Here is a 15,551-nt window from a genome sequence, read left to right as displayed (position 1 = left end):
CAAAATGAATTGGACGGACATCTTCATTCGTAGGCCCGTGTTATCACTCGTTGTGAGTGCGCTTGTCTTGGTGTTTGGTTTAAAGGCAGTAGGTTCCTTGCCGGTTAATCAATACCCGCAAACCCAAAATGCATTGGTCACCATCACTACGGCTTACTTTGGCGCAGATCCTGAAACCATTGCGGGTTTCATTACCCAACCGCTAGAGACTGCAATCGCGCAGGCTCAAGGTATAGATTATTTATCTTCTACAAGCGTGAGTGGCCTATCGACCATCATCGCTACCCTGAAACTGAACTATGACTCTAATGCGGCTTTGACGCAGATTCAGACACAGATTAGTTCGGTGAAGAATCAGCTACCCCCGCAAGCTCAACAACCTATTCTGACGGTGCAGATTGGTCAGTCTACCGCTGCCATGTATATGGGGTTTTATAGCGATGACATTCCGAATAACGCGATTACCGATTATTTGCTGCGGGTAGTTAAGCCCAAGTTAGATTCTATTGAAGGCGTTCAGAATGCCGAGATCACTGGTGGTAGAAAATTTGCCTTACGTGCCTGGTTAGACCGCGAGAAGATGGCAGGCTTAGGCGTAGGTGCTGATGATGTGTATAACGCAATGGCCGCAAATAATTTTCTTTCGGCAGTCGGTAGTACTAAAGGCGATATGGTCACCGTTGGCCTCGTAGCCGGTACGGATTTGCATACCCTTGAAGAGTTTCAAAAATTGGTCGTTAAAAAAGATGGTGTCAACATTGTCTATTTGGACCAAGTTGCGACTGTCAATATGGGCTCAGAGGACTACAACACCAATGTAGCGTTTAGTGGCAAACGTTCAGTATTTATAGCTATCAAGGTGGCACCACAGGCTAATTTGTTGGATGTAGCAGCACGCGTTCGTGCTGCAGTGCCAGATATTCAGAAGCAATTACCTGTTGGCATGACTGGTAAGGTGGTCTATGACTCTACCAAGTTCATCACGAGCTCTATCGATGAAGTCGTCATGACGCTATTAGAAGCACTATTGATTGTGACTGTGGTGATCTATTTATTCTTGGGAAGTGCGCGCGCCGTTGCGGTCCCGGTGATTGCGATGCCCTTGTCATTAATTGGCACTTTTTTCCTCATGCAGATTTTGGGTTATTCCATTAATTTATTGACTTTACTAGCCTTGGTTCTCGCTATTGGCTTAGTTGTAGACGATGCCATTATTGTGGTCGAGAACGTGGATCGCCATATGAAAGAAGGGAAGTCTCCCCTAGAGGCATCTTTGATTGCAGCTCGTGAGTTAGGCGGCCCTATTTTGGCGATGACGGTTGTATTGATTGCTGTCTATATTCCTATTGGATTTCAGGGTGGATTAACGGGGGCACTCTTTACAGAGTTTGCATTTACCTTGGCTAGTGCTGTAGCAGTCTCCGGTTTAATTGCTTTAACGTTGTCGCCCATGATGTGCTCCCGTATTTTTACTGAGGAGCAAGAAGCCTCTCCTTTCGTGCAAAAAATTGATCGAATCTTTGATAAGGTTCACGATAGCTATCAAAAAACCTTGCGTGACTTATTAAGCACCTGGCAGGTCATTATTGTGATGGGGGTCATTTTGCTTGGTGGCGTAGCATATCTGTATGCCACTGCGCATGCTGAATTAGCCCCAACAGAAGATCAAGGGATCGTACTAATGCAGGCTTCAGGCCCTCCCAATAGCACGGTGAATCAGATGCAAACCTATGCCGATCAGATTTATCAAATATCGAGTGCAGAGCCTGAATATGAACAAATGTTTCAAATCACCAGTCCAACAAGTAGCTTTGGCGGTGTTCTGCTCAAAGACTGGGAGGAGCGCAGTCGTAATGCGACCAAGTTTCAGCAGGATATGCAAAATAAATGGAACACAATTGCTGGCGCCCGTGTAGCAGCCTTTCAATTTCCTGCCTTACCGGGTGCGCAAGGCTTCCCCGTGCAGGTAGTCATTAATACTACTGAATCTTATGAACAGTTAAATGAGGTTTCTCAGGCTGTTCTAGATAAAGCTCGCAAGAGTGGCCATTTTTTCTACGTCGATACAGATTTGAAGATTGATAAGCCACAGGACTTGCTCGTGATTGATCGAGAAAAGGTAGCTGCTTTAGGCATGACTCAGCAACAAGTGGGTAGTGCACTGTCTGCTGCTTTAGGAGGTGGGTTTGTTAACTACTTTTCTGTAGCAGGTCGTTCTTATCGGGTGATTCCACAAGTAAAGCAAACGGATCGCTTGAACTCTGATCAGATCCTTGACTATTACATTCGCACGCCTAGTGGGCAGATGATTCAGGCGCGTACGATTGCAACGATTGAGAAAAAAGTGGTACCTCAGTCAATTAATCACTTCCAGCAATTAAACTCGGCGACGATTGGTGGGGTTAGCACCCCCTTTATATCTCAAGCAGATCTTTTAGAATTTATGCGTCAAGCATTGAAAGAGGTAGCTCCTGGTGGGGGTTACAACATAGACTATGCGGGACCTTCCCGTCAATTTATGGCAGAGTCTGGCGGTTTTTTAGTCACTATGTTCTTCGCGATTTTGATCGTCTTCTTAGTGCTGGCAGCGCAGTTTGAAAGTTTCCGAGATCCGATTGTGATTTTGGTTTCGGTGCCGCTGGCTTTATTTGGCGCCCTCATTTTTATTAATCTAGGGTTCACGACCTTAAACGTCTATACCCAAGTGGGACTTGTCACGCTCATGGGTCTCATTAGTAAGCACGGTATTTTGATTGTCGAATTTGCTAATGAACTGCAAGAAGCGGGGCGTAGTAAGTTGGATGCGATTGTAGAAGCAAGTAGTGTGCGTCTACGCCCTATCTTGATGACTACTGCGGCGATGGTGCTTGGGGTTGTTCCCTTAGTCATTGCTTCTGGTGCAGGCGCTGCAGGACGTCAGTCCATGGGCATCGTGATTTTCACGGGACTCTCAATTGGTACGCTCTTCACCCTGTTTGTTGTGCCCGCAATGTATTTATTTATTGGGGCTGACCATCAGCAAAAGAAATTTAAGCAGCAGTAAGTTAGCAAACCTCAGTTAGCAACTCTAAGTAAGTAACCCGAAGTAAGCTACGCTTAAATTTACTTAATAATATTGAGTTGGGATTCGGCTACGACAGCATATTGCGTATGGTCTTCTAGCCTTTTCATCCAAGCATCAATATTTTTTAATGGCGTACGCGGCCCAGTCTGATCTGGAAAGGTTTGATGTAAGAGAAACCAGCGACTGACGCACAGCGCCAGGGAAATATCGCCAATGTGAAAAATATTTCCGGAGCAATATTTTTGTAAGGCCAGATCTTGATCTAGTAAGGTGAGTAGTTGAGTAGTATCTTCAAATGATTTTCGAATACTCTCATGATTGCGTTCGGGCTCGGGTGTGCGAGTGAGCCCCAGAAAAGCGATCCGTAATACTGGCCACATCGTCCCTACTTGCCAATCCATCCACTTCTCCGAACGGTATTGACTAGCGGTATCTGTTGGAAAGCGCTTGTTTTGGTCATATTGACGAATTAGATAGCGCAAGATGGTATTCGATTCCCACAGGACAAGATCACCATCTTCCAATGTGGGTACTAAGCCATTGGGATTGAGCTTCAAGAACTCTGGGGTGCGATTTTTCCCAAAGTGAAGTCCTGCATCAATGCGTTCAAAATCTTTTCCTTCTTCGAGCCCAAGCTCAGCGAGGCACCATAAAACTTTTTGAACATTGATAGAACTTTTTCTACCCCATAAACGCATCATGAGATTTCCTTCAATTGGGATGGCAATATATTAAATAGTTTTTTCTTCGGCGACATCTAGCCCAACAAACTGACTACGAGAAAAAATAAGGGGCTCACGCTCGGGATGATTTTTTAAGCCGAGTACTTTAGCCACAATAATATTGTGATCTCCGCCAGTATGTATGGAAACTGTTTCACATTCGTAATAAGCAACGCAGCCATCAATGTGGGCGAGACCACTCAAAGTACTTGTGTGCGGGATGTTTACAAACTGATTTTCTTTGACGGTAGCAAAATGCATCGCGATCGATTCTTGAGATCTTTCTAAAACATGAATCAGTTGTTTATGACCAACTTCAAAATAGGGCATCAAGTGCGAGCGTTGCTTGAGGCTCCAGAGAACCAATGGCGGCTCTAAAGAGACGGTATTAAAAGAGCTGATGGTGACACCAAAAGGTGTTTGGTCGGCATCTAGGCAAGTAATGACCGTAACCCCAGTGGCAAAGGATGAAAATCCTTTGCGTAGTTCTTGTGAGTTAAATGGCGTCATATTCAATGATAGATAGAGTTATTTATTTCCAGTCACTGCAACTGGAATTGAAGTGCCAGGAATCGGTGTCAAGATTTCATTCTCTTCTGCTTTCACACATTTAAAGCGGTATTCAGTGCCCGCCTTAGACAGAAAGCTTGCCCCCTGATAAAAATCGTTCATACAGGCAGTATTGGCAAAGTTCATCACCTCTTGAGGTGCAGCGCTAGAGCTGATTAAGCGCATATTGCCCATAGACATATTAATTTGGCTTGAGGAGCACCCAATCAAAGTTAAGCCAGATATCGTAGTTAATAGTAGAATTTTTTTCATGGAAACCTCCATAATCAGCAATGCTCGTTAGGATAAACCTATTACCCATTTGCTGTGGAGAAAACAGCGTATTTAAAAGGAAGAGACATGTTTAGAGGGATTTTGGTAAATAAGGATGATCAAGGCTATCGGGCTGAGCTCTCTGATATAGACGAGTCGAGCCTGCCAGCAGGAGATGTCAAAGTAAAAGTCCTGTACTCCACATTGAATTACAAGGATGGACTGGCTATTACGGGTAAGGGTCCTGTAGTGCGTAGCTTCCCAATGGTGCCGGGGATTGATTTTGCAGGTCAAGTTCTAGAAAGCAGTAGCCCTGACTTTAAGGTGGGCGATATGGTGCTCTTGAATGGCTGGGGTGTTGGTGAAGGGCATTGGGGTGGCTTGGCTCAGCAGGCACGTGTGAAAGCGGAATGGCTAATACCTTTGCCTCAGGGCTTCACTGCAAAGCAAGCCTTAGCGATCGGAACAGCAGGCTATACGGCCATGCTGTGCGTCATGGCATTACAAAAACATGGTCTAAAACCCAGTGATGGCGAGGTGCTAGTAACGGGTGCGGCGGGCGGGGTCGGTAGCTTTGCCATTACGCTATTGAGCCAGTTAGGCTTTACCGTGATTGCGAGTACAGGTCGGATGGCAGAGGCAGATTACTTGAAGAAATTAGGGGCTGCTGAAGTGATCGATCGCGCTGTATTGTCTGCTCCCGGAAAGCCATTGGCTAAAGAGCGCTGGGCTGCAGTGGTTGATAGTGTTGGTAGTCATACTTTAGCGAATGCCTGCGCGCAAACTAAGAGTGACGGTGCAGTTGCTGCTTGTGGTCTGGCTCAGGGTATGGATTTTCCATCGAGTGTTGCCCCATTTATTTTGCGCGGCGTAACCTTATATGGCATTAATAGTGTGACTGTGCCCCGCGCTAAACGAATAGCTGCTTATGAGCAACTGAGTAAGCTCGTAGATCTCAAGACTTTAGAGGAGATCTCTCACGAAATTAGTTTAGAAGATTCGGTAAAGTATGCTGCTGAGTTGATGGCCGGAAATGTTCGCGGCCGCTTAATTGTGGATGTCAACCGATAAGCTTAAAGATCTCCTGGAGGTTTGCGTGTTTCTAAATTGGCGCAGACCTTCCGCTTTTCAGGATCAGAGAGTGCAGACCATTTAGCAATTTCAGTGAGGGTGCGATAGCAGCCGCGACAGTACCCATTTTCTGGGTTGATATCGCACCAGTTAACGCATGGCGATGGAACAGTAGACACAGTTTTTCCAGCAATTAAAAAAGTATATTAAAAGAAATCAACTTACTTCAGACCATGAAAAAATCAGATCCATCTAGCACAGCCCATCATGCAACTAAAACAGAGACTCTTCATTATCCCCTAGCAGATGCTTTGCCGGATGTGGGTAGCACGCTTGAGCTTGCGCCGGGTGTACGGTGGTTGCGTATGCGGCTGCCCTTTGCTTTAGACCACATTAATTTATGGCTTTTGCGAGATGTCTTTGAGGGTGTTGAGGGTTGGACAATTGTAGATTGCGGGATTGCCAATGATGAAACTAAAGCATCTTGGGAGCAGATTTTTACCAATGAGCTTGGGGGTTTGCCAGTATTGAGAGTCATTGTCACGCATATGCATCCAGACCATATTGGCCTGGCCCAGTGGTTATGTGAGAAATGGCAAGTACCTTTATGGATCTCCATGACGGATTATTTAACGGCCCAATGGTTGAGTCACAAAGAAGGCGGTGCTGCAGTAGGTGCACGAGCAGGTGGCGGCGGTTCTGCAGACCATTTTCAAAAGCATGGATTGAATGCCCCTGAAGATTTGGAAAAAATTCGAGGACGTTCTAATTACTATAGCAATATGGTGCCTGGTGTTCCACGTCAGTATCGTCGCATCATTGAAGGTGAAATGATTTTGATTGGTGGTCATGAGTGGCAAGTCATCATGGGCTTTGGCCATGCGCCGGAACATGCTTCTTTATTTTGTCGAGCACTCGGAGTCTTGATTGCTGGGGATATGCTCTTGCCCCGCATCTCTACCAATGTCAGTGTCTATGATGCCGACCCCGACGCTGATCCTTTGGGCCTGTATCTCAGCTCGCTTGATCGCTATTTACCTTTGCCGGATGACACTCTGGTACTACCGTCTCATGGCAAACCATTTACAGGAATGAAGTTACGGGTGGCGCAATTAAAAGCGCATCACGATGATCGTCTGGCAGAAACCATCAGCGCATGTCAAAAGCCAGCCACTGCGCGCGACATTATTCCCGTGTTATTCAAACGAGAATTAGATATTCACCAGATGACATTTGCGATGGGCGAGGCCATTGCCCACCTTAACTACCTACTTCGTCGAGGTGTGTTGCGTCGCCAGCTTTGCGAGGACGGCGTGTTGCGGTTTTCCGTGGCTTAGGCGACTTGCTTGCAGAGCTTGCTTTAGTTTCGGATGCCGAACTGCTTCCTGTAGCGGCTGCAGCTGTAGCAGAAACCGCATCACCAAAGGACTTGAGCGCCATCATAGTGGCATGCTGTACCTCTAAGCCTTGAATAGTGGATTTCAAGACATTCAGATTGAGATTGAGCCAATTTTCGACACTTTTAAGGTCTTTGATGCGCTTTTCTAGCTCATCGGTATCGATGCCTGGAAAGGCTGAGCCAAAGCCCCCTGCGCCCTTCGAACCATCACTACTGAAGGGGAATTGACCAGCCTGCCCGGGCGCAGCTTGGCCCCACATGGTTTTCAGCATTTCAAGGCTTTGATTGAATTCTGGGATAGTTCCAAACATAGAGGCTCCGGGTAAGATAAAAGTGGCGTTTACCAATAGAATAAGAGATTCTAGAGATTAATCCCGGTCATTCAATGCAATCTAATGGTTTATCCCTGCTTTATACCCGCGGTCAGGCACTTCCAGAGCTTCTAAAGCAGCGCATCCTCATTTTGGATGGCGCTATGGGCACGATGATTCAGCAGTACAAACTGTCTGAGGCAGATTATCGTGGGCTGCCTGCTAACAAGCGATTTGAAGCCCATCCAAGCGACGTTAAAGGTAACAATGAGCTGTTGGTGCTCACGCAACCCGACATTATTAGCAAGATTCATGAGCAGTACTTAGATGCTGGCGCAGACATTATTGAAACCAATACCTTTGGTGCTACTTCTGTTGCGCAAGAAGACTACAACATGGCGGGCTTGGCGCGGGAGATGAATGAAGTCTCTGCTAGATTAGCGCGCGCCGCTTGTGAAAAATATAGCACCCCTGATAAGCCCCGTTTTGCTGCAGGAGCAATCGGACCTACTCCGAAGACGGCGAGTATCTCTCCGGATGTCAACGATCCGGGCGCGCGCAATGTGACCTTTGATACCCTGCGCCTTTCTTATCGAGAACAGATTGAAGGTCTTTTTGCTGGTGGTGTTGACTTATTTTTAGTAGAAACTATTTTTGATACGCTCAATGCCAAGGCGGCGTTATTTGCGCTCGATGAATTCTTTGAAGAGACGGGCGAGCGTCTACCCGTCATGATTTCAGGAACGGTAACCGATGCCTCTGGCCGTATTCTTTCAGGCCAAACAGTAGAAGCATTTTGGAATAGTTTGCGTCATATCAAGCCACTTACTTTTGGCTTGAACTGTGCCTTGGGCGCAGCCCTCATGCGCCCTTACATTGCTGAGCTTGCTCGTATTTGTGACACTGCAGTATCTTGCTACCCGAATGCTGGATTACCCAATCCGATGAGTGATACAGGTTTTGATGAGACCCCAGACATTACTTCGAGCTTAGTAGATGGTTTTGCTAAAGATGGTTTAGTCAATCTTGTAGGTGGTTGTTGCGGTACCACGCCCGATCACATTCGAGCAATAGCTGAGGCTGTTGCTAAGCGCAGGCCTCGTGCTTTCTACCGCGAGAGTGCGGAGGAGTCCGCATGAGTAATAAAGAAAAGCAGACGAACTTACCAGTGATGAAGCTCTCCGGGCTTGAGTCTTATAACGTTACCCCCATTGTTGGTTTCGTCAATATCGGTGAGCGAACTAACGTCACCGGTTCAAAAGCATTCTCCCGCATGATTTTGAATAATCAATTTGATGAGGCATTGGCCGTAGCAAGACAGCAAGTGGAGAGTGGCGCCCGAATTATCGACATCAATATGGATGAAGCAATGTTGGATTCTGAGGCGGCGATGGTGCGCTTCTTAAATTTGATTGCCTCTGAGCCAGATATTGCGCGTGTGCCTATCATGATTGACTCATCTAAGTGGAGTGTGATCGAGGCAGGTTTGAAGTGTATTCAGGGCAAGCCGATTGTGAACTCTATTTCCCTCAAAGAAGGGGAAGATTCTTTCAGAAAACAAGCCAAACTCATTCGTCGTTATGGCGCTGCCACTGTCGTGATGGCTTTTGATGAGTTAGGGCAGGCTGATACTTTTAAGCGTAAGACCGAAATTTGTCAGCGCTCCTATGAGATGCTGGTGAACGAACTCGATTTTCCTGCTGAAGATATTATTTTTGATCCCAATATTTTTGCGATTGCTACCGGTATTGAGGAGCATGACAACTACGCTGTTGACTTTATTAATGCGACGCGTTGGATCAAAGAAAACTTACCTGCAGCCAAAATAAGCGGTGGCGTATCGAATGTGAGTTTCTCTTTCCGTGGCAACGATCGTGTTCGCGAAGCCATCCACACAGTGTTTTTGTATCACGCCATTCAAGCAGGCATGGACATGGGCATCGTGAATGCTGGTCAACTCGGGGTGTATGCTGATTTAGATCCAGAGTTACGAGAGCGGGTTGAGGATGTGGTCCTTAATCGTTTTAAGGAAAAAGAAGGCAAGACACCTACAGAACGGTTACTTGATATTGCTGATCAATTTAAAGGTGGTGGTGTTAAGCAGGTAGAGAATCTGGTTTGGCGTGAAGCGTCAGTACGTGAACGCTTAACCCACGCCCTAGTCCATGGCAACACGACATTTATCGAAGAAGATACTGAAGAGTTGCGTGCGCAAATTATGGGTTCAGGCGGTAGACCTATTGAAGTGATTGAAGGCCCATTAATGGACGGCATGAATGTGGTCGGTGATTTATTCGGCGAGGGCAAGATGTTTTTGCCGCAGGTAGTCAAGAGTGCCCGTGTCATGAAACAGGCTGTGGCTTTATTGATTCCCTATATCGAAGAAGAAAAACGTTTGCATATTGCAGCTGGTGGCGAAGCCAAAGCCAAAGGCAAAATTGTGATGGCTACTGTTAAGGGCGATGTCCATGACATTGGTAAGAATATTGTGACGGTGGTGTTGCAATGTAATAACTTTGAAGTAGCCAATATGGGTGTGATGGTTCCTTGTGCTGAAATCTTGAAGCGTGCCAAGGAAGAGAAGGCAGATATCGTAGGCTTGTCAGGTTTAATTACACCCTCGCTAGAAGAGATGACCTATGTCGCACAAGAAATGCAGCGTGACGACTATTTCCGCGAGCGTCAAATTCCATTGATGATTGGTGGTGCTACGACATCACGCGTTCATACTGCAGTCAAGATTGCGCCCCATTACGATGGTCCTGTGGTCTACGTGCCCGATGCGTCCCGTTCTGTATCAGTCGCATCTAGCCTACTCTCCGATGAAGGCGCTAAGAAATTTATTCAAGAATTGCGCGATGACTATGTCCGTATTCGTGAACAGCATGCAAATAAAAAAGCCTCACCCACAATTTCTTTAGAAGCTGCTCGCAAAAATCGCGAGCTGATTGACTGGTCTACTTATGTTCCAGAGAGGCCCAAATTTATTGGTCGCCGCCTCTTTAAGAATTTCGCTCTGAGTGATATTGCCAAGTACATTGACTGGACGCCCTTCTTTCAGACTTGGGATTTAGCAGGGAAGTTTCCCGCAATCTTAGAAGATGAAGTGGTTGGTATTGAGGCAAGCAAAGTATTCGAGGATGCCAAGGCCTTGCTCGATAAATTGATTAAGGGTCAGTGGATTCAGGCCGATGCCGTAGTAGCGTTCTATCCATCTAATACTGTTGGTGACGATATTGTTTTATACAGTGATGAGAAGCGTGAGCACCCATTATTTGTTTGGCATAACTTGCGTCAACAAGCTGAGCGGCCAGTGGTTGATGGTGTGCGTCGACCTAATCGCTCATTAGCTGATTATGTTGCGCCTAAAGATACGGGTGTGGCAGATTACTTGGGTTGTTTTGCAGTCACAACAGGCCATGGCGTTGAGAAGAAAGTGGCTGAGTTTCAGGCCAAGCATGATGATTACAGTGCCATTATGTTGAAGGCATTAGCGGATCGCTTGGCGGAAGCTTTTGCAGAGCTCATGCATCACCGCGTTCGAACCGATCTTTGGGGATATGCGACGGATGAGTTGTTGACGAATGAGCAGATGATCCATGAGGAGTACCGAGGTATTCGTCCCGCTCCTGGTTACCCAGCCTGCCCTGCGCATGAAGTCAAAAAAGATTTGTTGCGTGTGATTGGATCCGAAGATATTGGCATGACCTTAACAGAATCGATGGCTATGAACCCAGCCTCTAGTGTGAGTGGGTTTTATTTAGCTCATCCAGATGCGCGTTACTTTAATGTGGGCAAAATCTCTGCTGATCAAATTGAGGATATGGCTCAACGTCGCGGTGAAACAGTTGAGGATGTGCGTCGCCAGCTTTCTAGCTCAATAGATTAATGGTGGGGGTGGCCTAGGTCAGCCTAGGTTTATACGCCCCACATTACTGGTTCGCCTTTAGCATGAGCTTGTTTCATGAGTTCTAAGAAAGGGTAGGCGCGCTGACCCAGTCGATCGGCTAGCTTTGCCTTATCCGGACCATCTTGATGATGTTTGGCCCGCTCTTCGAGATCTTTAAGAATGGCTGTTTCTAAGGCGGTAATCAGGGCCGGTAATTGCTCGGTTGTGAAAATCCCCCTTGCCTCTAGTGGACGAGCCAAAAGGTCAAATATTCTTTGGCTTAAGTCAGCCAGCATGATGACGTCTGCACCTGCTTTAGAGTGAAATTGATAGATCATTTCTATAGCTTACCACCTGATAAACTCCATAATCTATGTTGTTAACCCATAAAAATCATTTAATTGAGATGCTCAGGACAGCCTTGCAAGGTTTGGCGCTGGAGCGCGGCTTTGACGAGGCCCCACAGCCTCGTTTAGAGCGTCCTAAGGCCGTTGATCACGGAGATGTTGCTTGCAATATTGCACTCCAGATTTCTAAGGCCTGGAAGCTCAATCCAAAAGAACTGGCTCAAAGTTTGGTTGAACGTTTACAACAACAACCAACTTACGCCGATCTGATTGCCTCTACAGAAATTGCGGGCCCAGGATTTATTAACTTTCGCTTGAGCCCATCCGCTAAGGCAGCTGTTGTGCAAGAGATTTTACTAACCGGATCGCAGTTTGGGCAGCTTGCACCCAGCGCAGCATCGGTCTCCAGCGCTATGATTGAGTTTGTCTCTGCTAATCCCACAGGCCCATTGCATGTGGGCCATGGGCGCCAAGCAGCCTTGGGAGATGCGCTTGCTAACTTGCTGGCAACGCAAGGCGTCAAAGTCCATCGTGAGTTTTATTACAACGATGCTGGTGTACAGATTGCAAATTTGGCACTTTCTGTACAGGCCCGTTTAGATGGTCATAAGTCAGGGGATGCTGAGTGGCCAGAACAAGCGTATAACGGGGAGTACATTGCTGAGATTGCGGCAGCCTATAAAGCAGACCCTAAGTATCGCCATGATTTATCAGAGGAAGCTAGGATTGAAGCCATTCGTCAATTTGCAGTCGCTTACTTGCGTCATGAGCAAGATCTAGATTTACAAATCTTTGGCGTCAAATTTGATTGTTACTACTTAGAGTCTTCCCTCTATACCGATGGCAGTGTCGCGCAAATTGTTCAAGACTTACAAAGCATAGGGAAGACGTATGAGGCTGAGGGCGCGCTTTGGTTAAAAACAACGGATGATGGCGATGATAAAGATCGCGTCATGCGCAAATCTGATGGGAGCTTTACGTATTTCGTACCAGATGTCGCCTATCACGCCAGTAAATGGAATCGGGGCTTTCAGAAAGTGATTAATGTGCAAGGCAGTGATCACCATGGCACTATTGCCCGTGTACGATCTGGCCTGCAGGGTGTGGCCCTAAAGCGCGGGTGGGATATTCCCAAAACCTATCCTGACTATATTTTGCACAAGATGGTGACGGTGATGCGCAATGGTGAGGAAGTCAAAATTTCCAAACGTGCGGGATCTTATGTCACTGTGCGAGATCTGGTGGAGTGGTCGGGTGGCATTACGCCTGAGATGACAGCGGATGAGCGCGAGGTAGCATTACAACGGGGACGCGATGCCGTACGTTTCTTCTTGATATCTCGCAAAGCGGATACTGAGTTTGTGTTTGATATCGATTTGGCTTTGCAGCAAAATGATGAGAACCCCGTGTTTTATGTGCAATATGCTCATGCACGGATCTGCTCTATCTTGACCCAATGGGGTGGGCAGTTATCTGAACTCCAGTCTGCAGAGTTATCCCTGTTGTCGAGCAAAGCCGCTGACCATCTATTACGCCGTTTAGCAGAGTATCCAGAGGTGCTAACGGATGCTGCAGCAGACTTGGCACCCCATGCCTTAGCATTTTATTTACGTGATCTTGCGGGGGATTTCCATACTTTTTATAATGCTGATCGTGTTTTAGTGGATGACCAAGCCTTAAAACTGGCCCGTTTAGCCTTGCTCTTAGCCACTCGCCAGGTGATTGAAAATGGCTTAAAAGTACTGGGTGTATCTGCACCCGCTAAGATGTAAGTTATCCGTATGCAGTCTAAGATCAGAAGTAATGATCAAATGGTGAAAATCAAGGGTTAAGCAGCTATGAAAAAGATCAATCAACCAGCAAGTCTCACTTCTCGAGCTAGCGCATCTAGCTCCGAATATGGCGGTACGATCCTAGGTTTTATTTTGGGTCTTGGGGTTGGTTTAGGTATTGCCTTTGTGATTGCTTTTTATCTTTCAAAAAATACACCCCAGGAGCGCCCTGGTGTCAGAGCGCCCAATCTTCCTTTTGCGATCAAGTCTGGACCTACCTCAGCAGAGACTGAAGAGACCGTAACCGAGCCTGTGGATCTGAACAAACCACTGCAAGGTAAATCAGCCGCACCTGCTATTAGCACCCCAGATCCTATTGGCGATCTCGCTACCGGTAAGAAGCCGCCTGAGGCAAGCCCAGTACCAGCACCTACCATTAAACCGGACGTGGTTTTTTTCTTACAGGTGGGCGCCTTTAACAAGCGTGCGGAGGCGGATGCACAAAAAGCTAGTTTAGCTATTCAGGGAATTCAGTCTCAATTAAGTGAGATCAGTAGTGACGGCAATACCTTATGGCGTGTTCGTATTGGACCATTTAATAGTGTTGAAGATACTAGCCCAGTACGTGATAAATTAAATGCTATTGGCATTAAACCAACCATTATTAAATCTGGAAAATTATGATGTCACTATCTAAGCGGATGTTTCTCTCGTTTACTACGGCAATTTTGGCCATTGCTGTTTCGGGTATGGCAAGCGCTCAAAACTCTAAGATAGAAGAGGGATTTGACTACCGCATTCTGCCAGTAGCTCAGCCTCTAGATACCAAGGGCAAGGTTGAGGTGATTGAGTTTTTTTGGTACGGCTGTCCACACTGCTATGACTTTGAGCCAGAGTTAAATGCATGGCTGAAGCGTAAGCCAAATGATGTCGTATTTCGAAAGGTGCCGGTCGCATTTCGAGATGATTTGATGCCACACAGCCAACTGTTTTATGCCCTCGAATCTATGGGCAAAGGAGATGCGCTTAATGACAAAGTGATGTTTGCGATGCATAAAGAAAATAAGCGCCTCATGACTGAAAATGAGATTGCTGATTGGGTGGCATCACAAGGCGTTGATCGCAATGCATTCTTGGCAACGTATCGTTCTTTTGCAGTGGTTTCTAAGGCGCGTGCCGCTAGACAAATGGCAGAGGCCTATCGGATTGATGGCGTACCCACGATTGTGATGCAAGGCCGTTATATGACCTCGCCATCGATTGCTGGTAACAAGGCTAAAGCGATTAGCGTAATGGAATTCTTAGAACAAAAAATCCGTAAGGACAAATACAAGTAATCCCTATTAGCGAGCGCAGTATCCTTGCTTTTATGTAGCCTAGATCTTAACGAAGCGTTGCACAATCCAGAAGTACACGGGATAGGGCAAGATTCTGAGGAACTTTAAGAAGCCCGAAAACCGCTTTGGGAAGTGAATGTCAAACTTGCCAGCTTGCATGCCGTTCAGTATTTCTGTAGCTGCCTCTTCAGCAGTAATCAGGGCAGGCATTTCAAAATCATTTTGTGCAGTAGCCTCTGTCGCTACAAATCCTGGAGAGATCATATGCACACTGACTCCTTGAGGGAGTAAGTCGTAATACAAGGTTTCACAGAAATTGATAATCCCTGCTTTACTTGGACCATAAGCAAGCGCTTTGGGGAGGCCACTATAGCCCGCTACACTGCCCACAATGGCGATATGCCCTGAGTGTTCTGTAATCATTTGAGGTAATACCGCAGCAACAGCGCGCATCGGGCCTAAAAGATTGGCATCAATCGTTTTTTGTGCAATCTCAAAGTCAAACTGATCAGCACGCATGGGGGTGTATACCCCTGAAACAAACAGCAGTAAATCCAAGCCGCCCCAGCTATCCAAGATGGTTTGATAGGCGGTATCGATTTGATCTTTATGGGTGATATCTAAGGGCAGCACTAAGGCCATCCCTTGTGCCGATTCTGCCAATGTATTTAAGCGCTCAACACGACGACTAGAAAGCGCTACTTTGCTGCCTGCCTTCAATAGCGCCCGGGCACATGCCTCACCAATGCCGCTCGAGGCGCCAATTACCCAGATACGCTGATTTACAAAGCTATCAATTCCTTTTTGTTTCATGGGG

15 protein-coding genes are annotated in these 15,551 nt (G+C 46.6%); 8 read left to right on the top strand and 7 right to left on the bottom strand.

Annotation, left to right across the window (positions count from 1 at the left end):
* Nucleotides 1–4 precede the first annotated feature (4 nt).
* The gene (locus tag DCO16_RS10695; RefSeq protein ID WP_173943630.1) at nt 5–3,043 is read left to right on the top strand and encodes an efflux RND transporter permease subunit; all 3,039 of its coding nucleotides are present in this window, start codon (nt 5–7) and stop codon (nt 3,041–3,043) included.
* 59 nt (nt 3,044–3,102) lie between these two features.
* On the opposite strand, the gene DCO16_RS10690 is transcribed toward DCO16_RS10695, so the two are convergent.
* Genes DCO16_RS10690 through DCO16_RS10680 form a run of 3 tightly spaced genes read right to left on the bottom strand, consistent with a single transcriptional unit; the run spans nt 3,103 to nt 4,608 of the window.
* Nucleotides 3,103–3,765, bottom strand: a complete 663-nt coding sequence (locus tag DCO16_RS10690; protein ID WP_173943629.1) for a glutathione S-transferase family protein — start codon at nt 3,763–3,765, stop codon at nt 3,103–3,105.
* Between the two features lie 30 nt (nt 3,766–3,795).
* Nucleotides 3,796–4,296, bottom strand: coding sequence for a flavin reductase family protein (locus tag DCO16_RS10685; protein WP_173943628.1), 501 nt, complete (start codon nt 4,294–4,296; stop codon nt 3,796–3,798).
* Between the two features lie 18 nt (nt 4,297–4,314).
* On the bottom strand, nt 4,315–4,608 hold the full coding sequence (locus tag DCO16_RS10680) for a hypothetical protein (RefSeq protein WP_173943627.1): 294 nt from the start codon (nt 4,606–4,608) through the stop codon (nt 4,315–4,317).
* 87 nt (nt 4,609–4,695) lie between these two features.
* On the opposite strand from DCO16_RS10680, the gene acuI reads away from it, so the two are divergent.
* Nucleotides 4,696–5,679, top strand: a complete 984-nt coding sequence (acuI, locus tag DCO16_RS10675) for an acrylyl-CoA reductase (NADPH) (protein ID WP_173943626.1) — start codon at nt 4,696–4,698, stop codon at nt 5,677–5,679.
* Between the two features lie 2 nt (nt 5,680–5,681).
* Here acuI and DCO16_RS10670 read toward each other — a convergent pair whose 3' ends face one another.
* Entirely contained in the window at nt 5,682–5,858 is a 177-nt protein-coding gene (locus DCO16_RS10670) for a DUF1289 domain-containing protein (protein WP_173943625.1), read from the bottom strand.
* Between the two features lie 54 nt (nt 5,859–5,912).
* On the opposite strand from DCO16_RS10670, the gene DCO16_RS10665 reads away from it, so the two are divergent.
* On the top strand, nt 5,913–7,016 hold the full coding sequence (locus DCO16_RS10665; RefSeq protein ID WP_173943624.1) for an MBL fold metallo-hydrolase: 1,104 nt from the start codon (nt 5,913–5,915) through the stop codon (nt 7,014–7,016).
* Here DCO16_RS10665 and DCO16_RS10660 read toward each other — a convergent pair.
* Nucleotides 6,940–7,389: a PhaM family polyhydroxyalkanoate granule multifunctional regulatory protein gene (locus DCO16_RS10660; protein ID WP_173943623.1), complete on the bottom strand. Its 450-nt coding sequence runs from the start codon at nt 7,387–7,389 to the stop codon at nt 6,940–6,942. The genes DCO16_RS10665 and DCO16_RS10660 overlap by 77 nt on opposite strands.
* A 74-nt stretch (nt 7,390–7,463) precedes the next feature.
* Between DCO16_RS10660 and DCO16_RS10655 the strand changes: the two genes are divergently transcribed.
* Both DCO16_RS10655 and metH read left to right on the top strand, forming a co-directional pair.
* Nucleotides 7,464–8,528 (top strand): homocysteine S-methyltransferase family protein, encoded by a 1,065-nt coding sequence (locus DCO16_RS10655; protein ID WP_173943622.1) that lies wholly within the window; start codon nt 7,464–7,466, stop codon nt 8,526–8,528.
* A complete protein-coding gene (gene metH / locus DCO16_RS10650; protein WP_173943621.1) occupies nt 8,525–11,278 on the top strand; it encodes a methionine synthase in 2,754 nt (917 codons plus the stop codon). Before DCO16_RS10655 ends, metH begins: the two co-directional genes overlap by 4 nt.
* A 29-nt stretch (nt 11,279–11,307) precedes the next feature.
* Here the strand turns inward: metH and DCO16_RS10645 are convergent, their stop codons facing one another.
* Nucleotides 11,308–11,616, bottom strand: a complete 309-nt coding sequence (locus tag DCO16_RS10645) for a DUF1840 domain-containing protein (RefSeq protein WP_173943620.1) — start codon at nt 11,614–11,616, stop codon at nt 11,308–11,310.
* Between the two features lie 35 nt (nt 11,617–11,651).
* Between DCO16_RS10645 and argS the strand changes: the two genes are divergently transcribed.
* The 3 genes from argS to DCO16_RS10630 all read left to right on the top strand — a co-directional run bounded on the left by argS (nt 11,652) and on the right by DCO16_RS10630 (nt 14,734).
* Nucleotides 11,652–13,397 carry an arginine--tRNA ligase gene (gene argS / locus DCO16_RS10640; RefSeq protein WP_173943619.1) on the top strand — a complete coding sequence of 582 codons (1,746 nt, stop codon included), beginning with the start codon at nt 11,652–11,654 and terminating at the stop codon, nt 13,395–13,397.
* Between the two features lie 66 nt (nt 13,398–13,463).
* Nucleotides 13,464–14,081 (top strand): SPOR domain-containing protein, encoded by a 618-nt coding sequence (locus tag DCO16_RS10635; RefSeq protein ID WP_173943618.1) that lies wholly within the window; start codon nt 13,464–13,466, stop codon nt 14,079–14,081.
* Nucleotides 14,078–14,734, top strand: a complete 657-nt coding sequence (locus DCO16_RS10630; RefSeq protein WP_173943617.1) for a thiol:disulfide interchange protein DsbA/DsbL — start codon at nt 14,078–14,080, stop codon at nt 14,732–14,734. The genes DCO16_RS10635 and DCO16_RS10630 overlap by 4 nt, the downstream gene beginning before the upstream one ends.
* A 39-nt stretch (nt 14,735–14,773) precedes the next feature.
* On the opposite strand, the gene DCO16_RS10625 is transcribed toward DCO16_RS10630, so the two are convergent.
* Nucleotides 14,774–15,547 carry an SDR family NAD(P)-dependent oxidoreductase gene (locus DCO16_RS10625; RefSeq protein WP_173943616.1) on the bottom strand — a complete coding sequence of 258 codons (774 nt, stop codon included), beginning with the start codon at nt 15,545–15,547 and terminating at the stop codon, nt 14,774–14,776.
* Nucleotides 15,548–15,551 lie beyond the last annotated feature (4 nt).

It is taken from the genome of Polynucleobacter antarcticus, from assembly GCF_013307245.1.
Taxonomy (GTDB): domain Bacteria; phylum Pseudomonadota; class Gammaproteobacteria; order Burkholderiales; family Burkholderiaceae; genus Polynucleobacter; species Polynucleobacter antarcticus.
This window is presented reverse-complemented; position numbering and strand designations above follow the sequence as displayed.

What these genes read in the sequence shown, in the direction of transcription:
- DCO16_RS10695 (WP_173943630.1), top strand. Translation starts at nt 5, where the DNA reads ATGAATTGGACGGACATCTTCATTCGTAGGCCCGTGTTATCACTCGTT.
- DCO16_RS10690 (WP_173943629.1), bottom strand. Translation starts at nt 3,765, where the DNA reads ATGATGCGTTTATGGGGTAGAAAAAGTTCTATCAATGTTCAAAAAGTT.
- DCO16_RS10685 (WP_173943628.1), bottom strand. Translation starts at nt 4,296, where the DNA reads ATGACGCCATTTAACTCACAAGAACTACGCAAAGGATTTTCATCCTTT.
- DCO16_RS10680 (WP_173943627.1), bottom strand. Translation starts at nt 4,608, where the DNA reads ATGAAAAAAATTCTACTATTAACTACGATATCTGGCTTAACTTTGATT.
- acuI (WP_173943626.1), top strand. Translation starts at nt 4,696, where the DNA reads ATGTTTAGAGGGATTTTGGTAAATAAGGATGATCAAGGCTATCGGGCT.
- DCO16_RS10665 (WP_173943624.1), top strand. Translation starts at nt 5,913, where the DNA reads ATGAAAAAATCAGATCCATCTAGCACAGCCCATCATGCAACTAAAACA.
- DCO16_RS10660 (WP_173943623.1), bottom strand. Translation starts at nt 7,389, where the DNA reads ATGTTTGGAACTATCCCAGAATTCAATCAAAGCCTTGAAATGCTGAAA.
- DCO16_RS10655 (WP_173943622.1), top strand. Translation starts at nt 7,464, where the DNA reads ATGCAATCTAATGGTTTATCCCTGCTTTATACCCGCGGTCAGGCACTT.
- metH (WP_173943621.1), top strand. Translation starts at nt 8,525, where the DNA reads ATGAGTAATAAAGAAAAGCAGACGAACTTACCAGTGATGAAGCTCTCC.
- DCO16_RS10645 (WP_173943620.1), bottom strand. Translation starts at nt 11,616, where the DNA reads ATGATCTATCAATTTCACTCTAAAGCAGGTGCAGACGTCATCATGCTG.
- argS (WP_173943619.1), top strand. Translation starts at nt 11,652, where the DNA reads ATGTTGTTAACCCATAAAAATCATTTAATTGAGATGCTCAGGACAGCC.
- DCO16_RS10635 (WP_173943618.1), top strand. Translation starts at nt 13,464, where the DNA reads ATGAAAAAGATCAATCAACCAGCAAGTCTCACTTCTCGAGCTAGCGCA.
- DCO16_RS10630 (WP_173943617.1), top strand. Translation starts at nt 14,078, where the DNA reads ATGATGTCACTATCTAAGCGGATGTTTCTCTCGTTTACTACGGCAATT.
- DCO16_RS10625 (WP_173943616.1), bottom strand. Translation starts at nt 15,547, where the DNA reads ATGAAACAAAAAGGAATTGATAGCTTTGTAAATCAGCGTATCTGGGTA.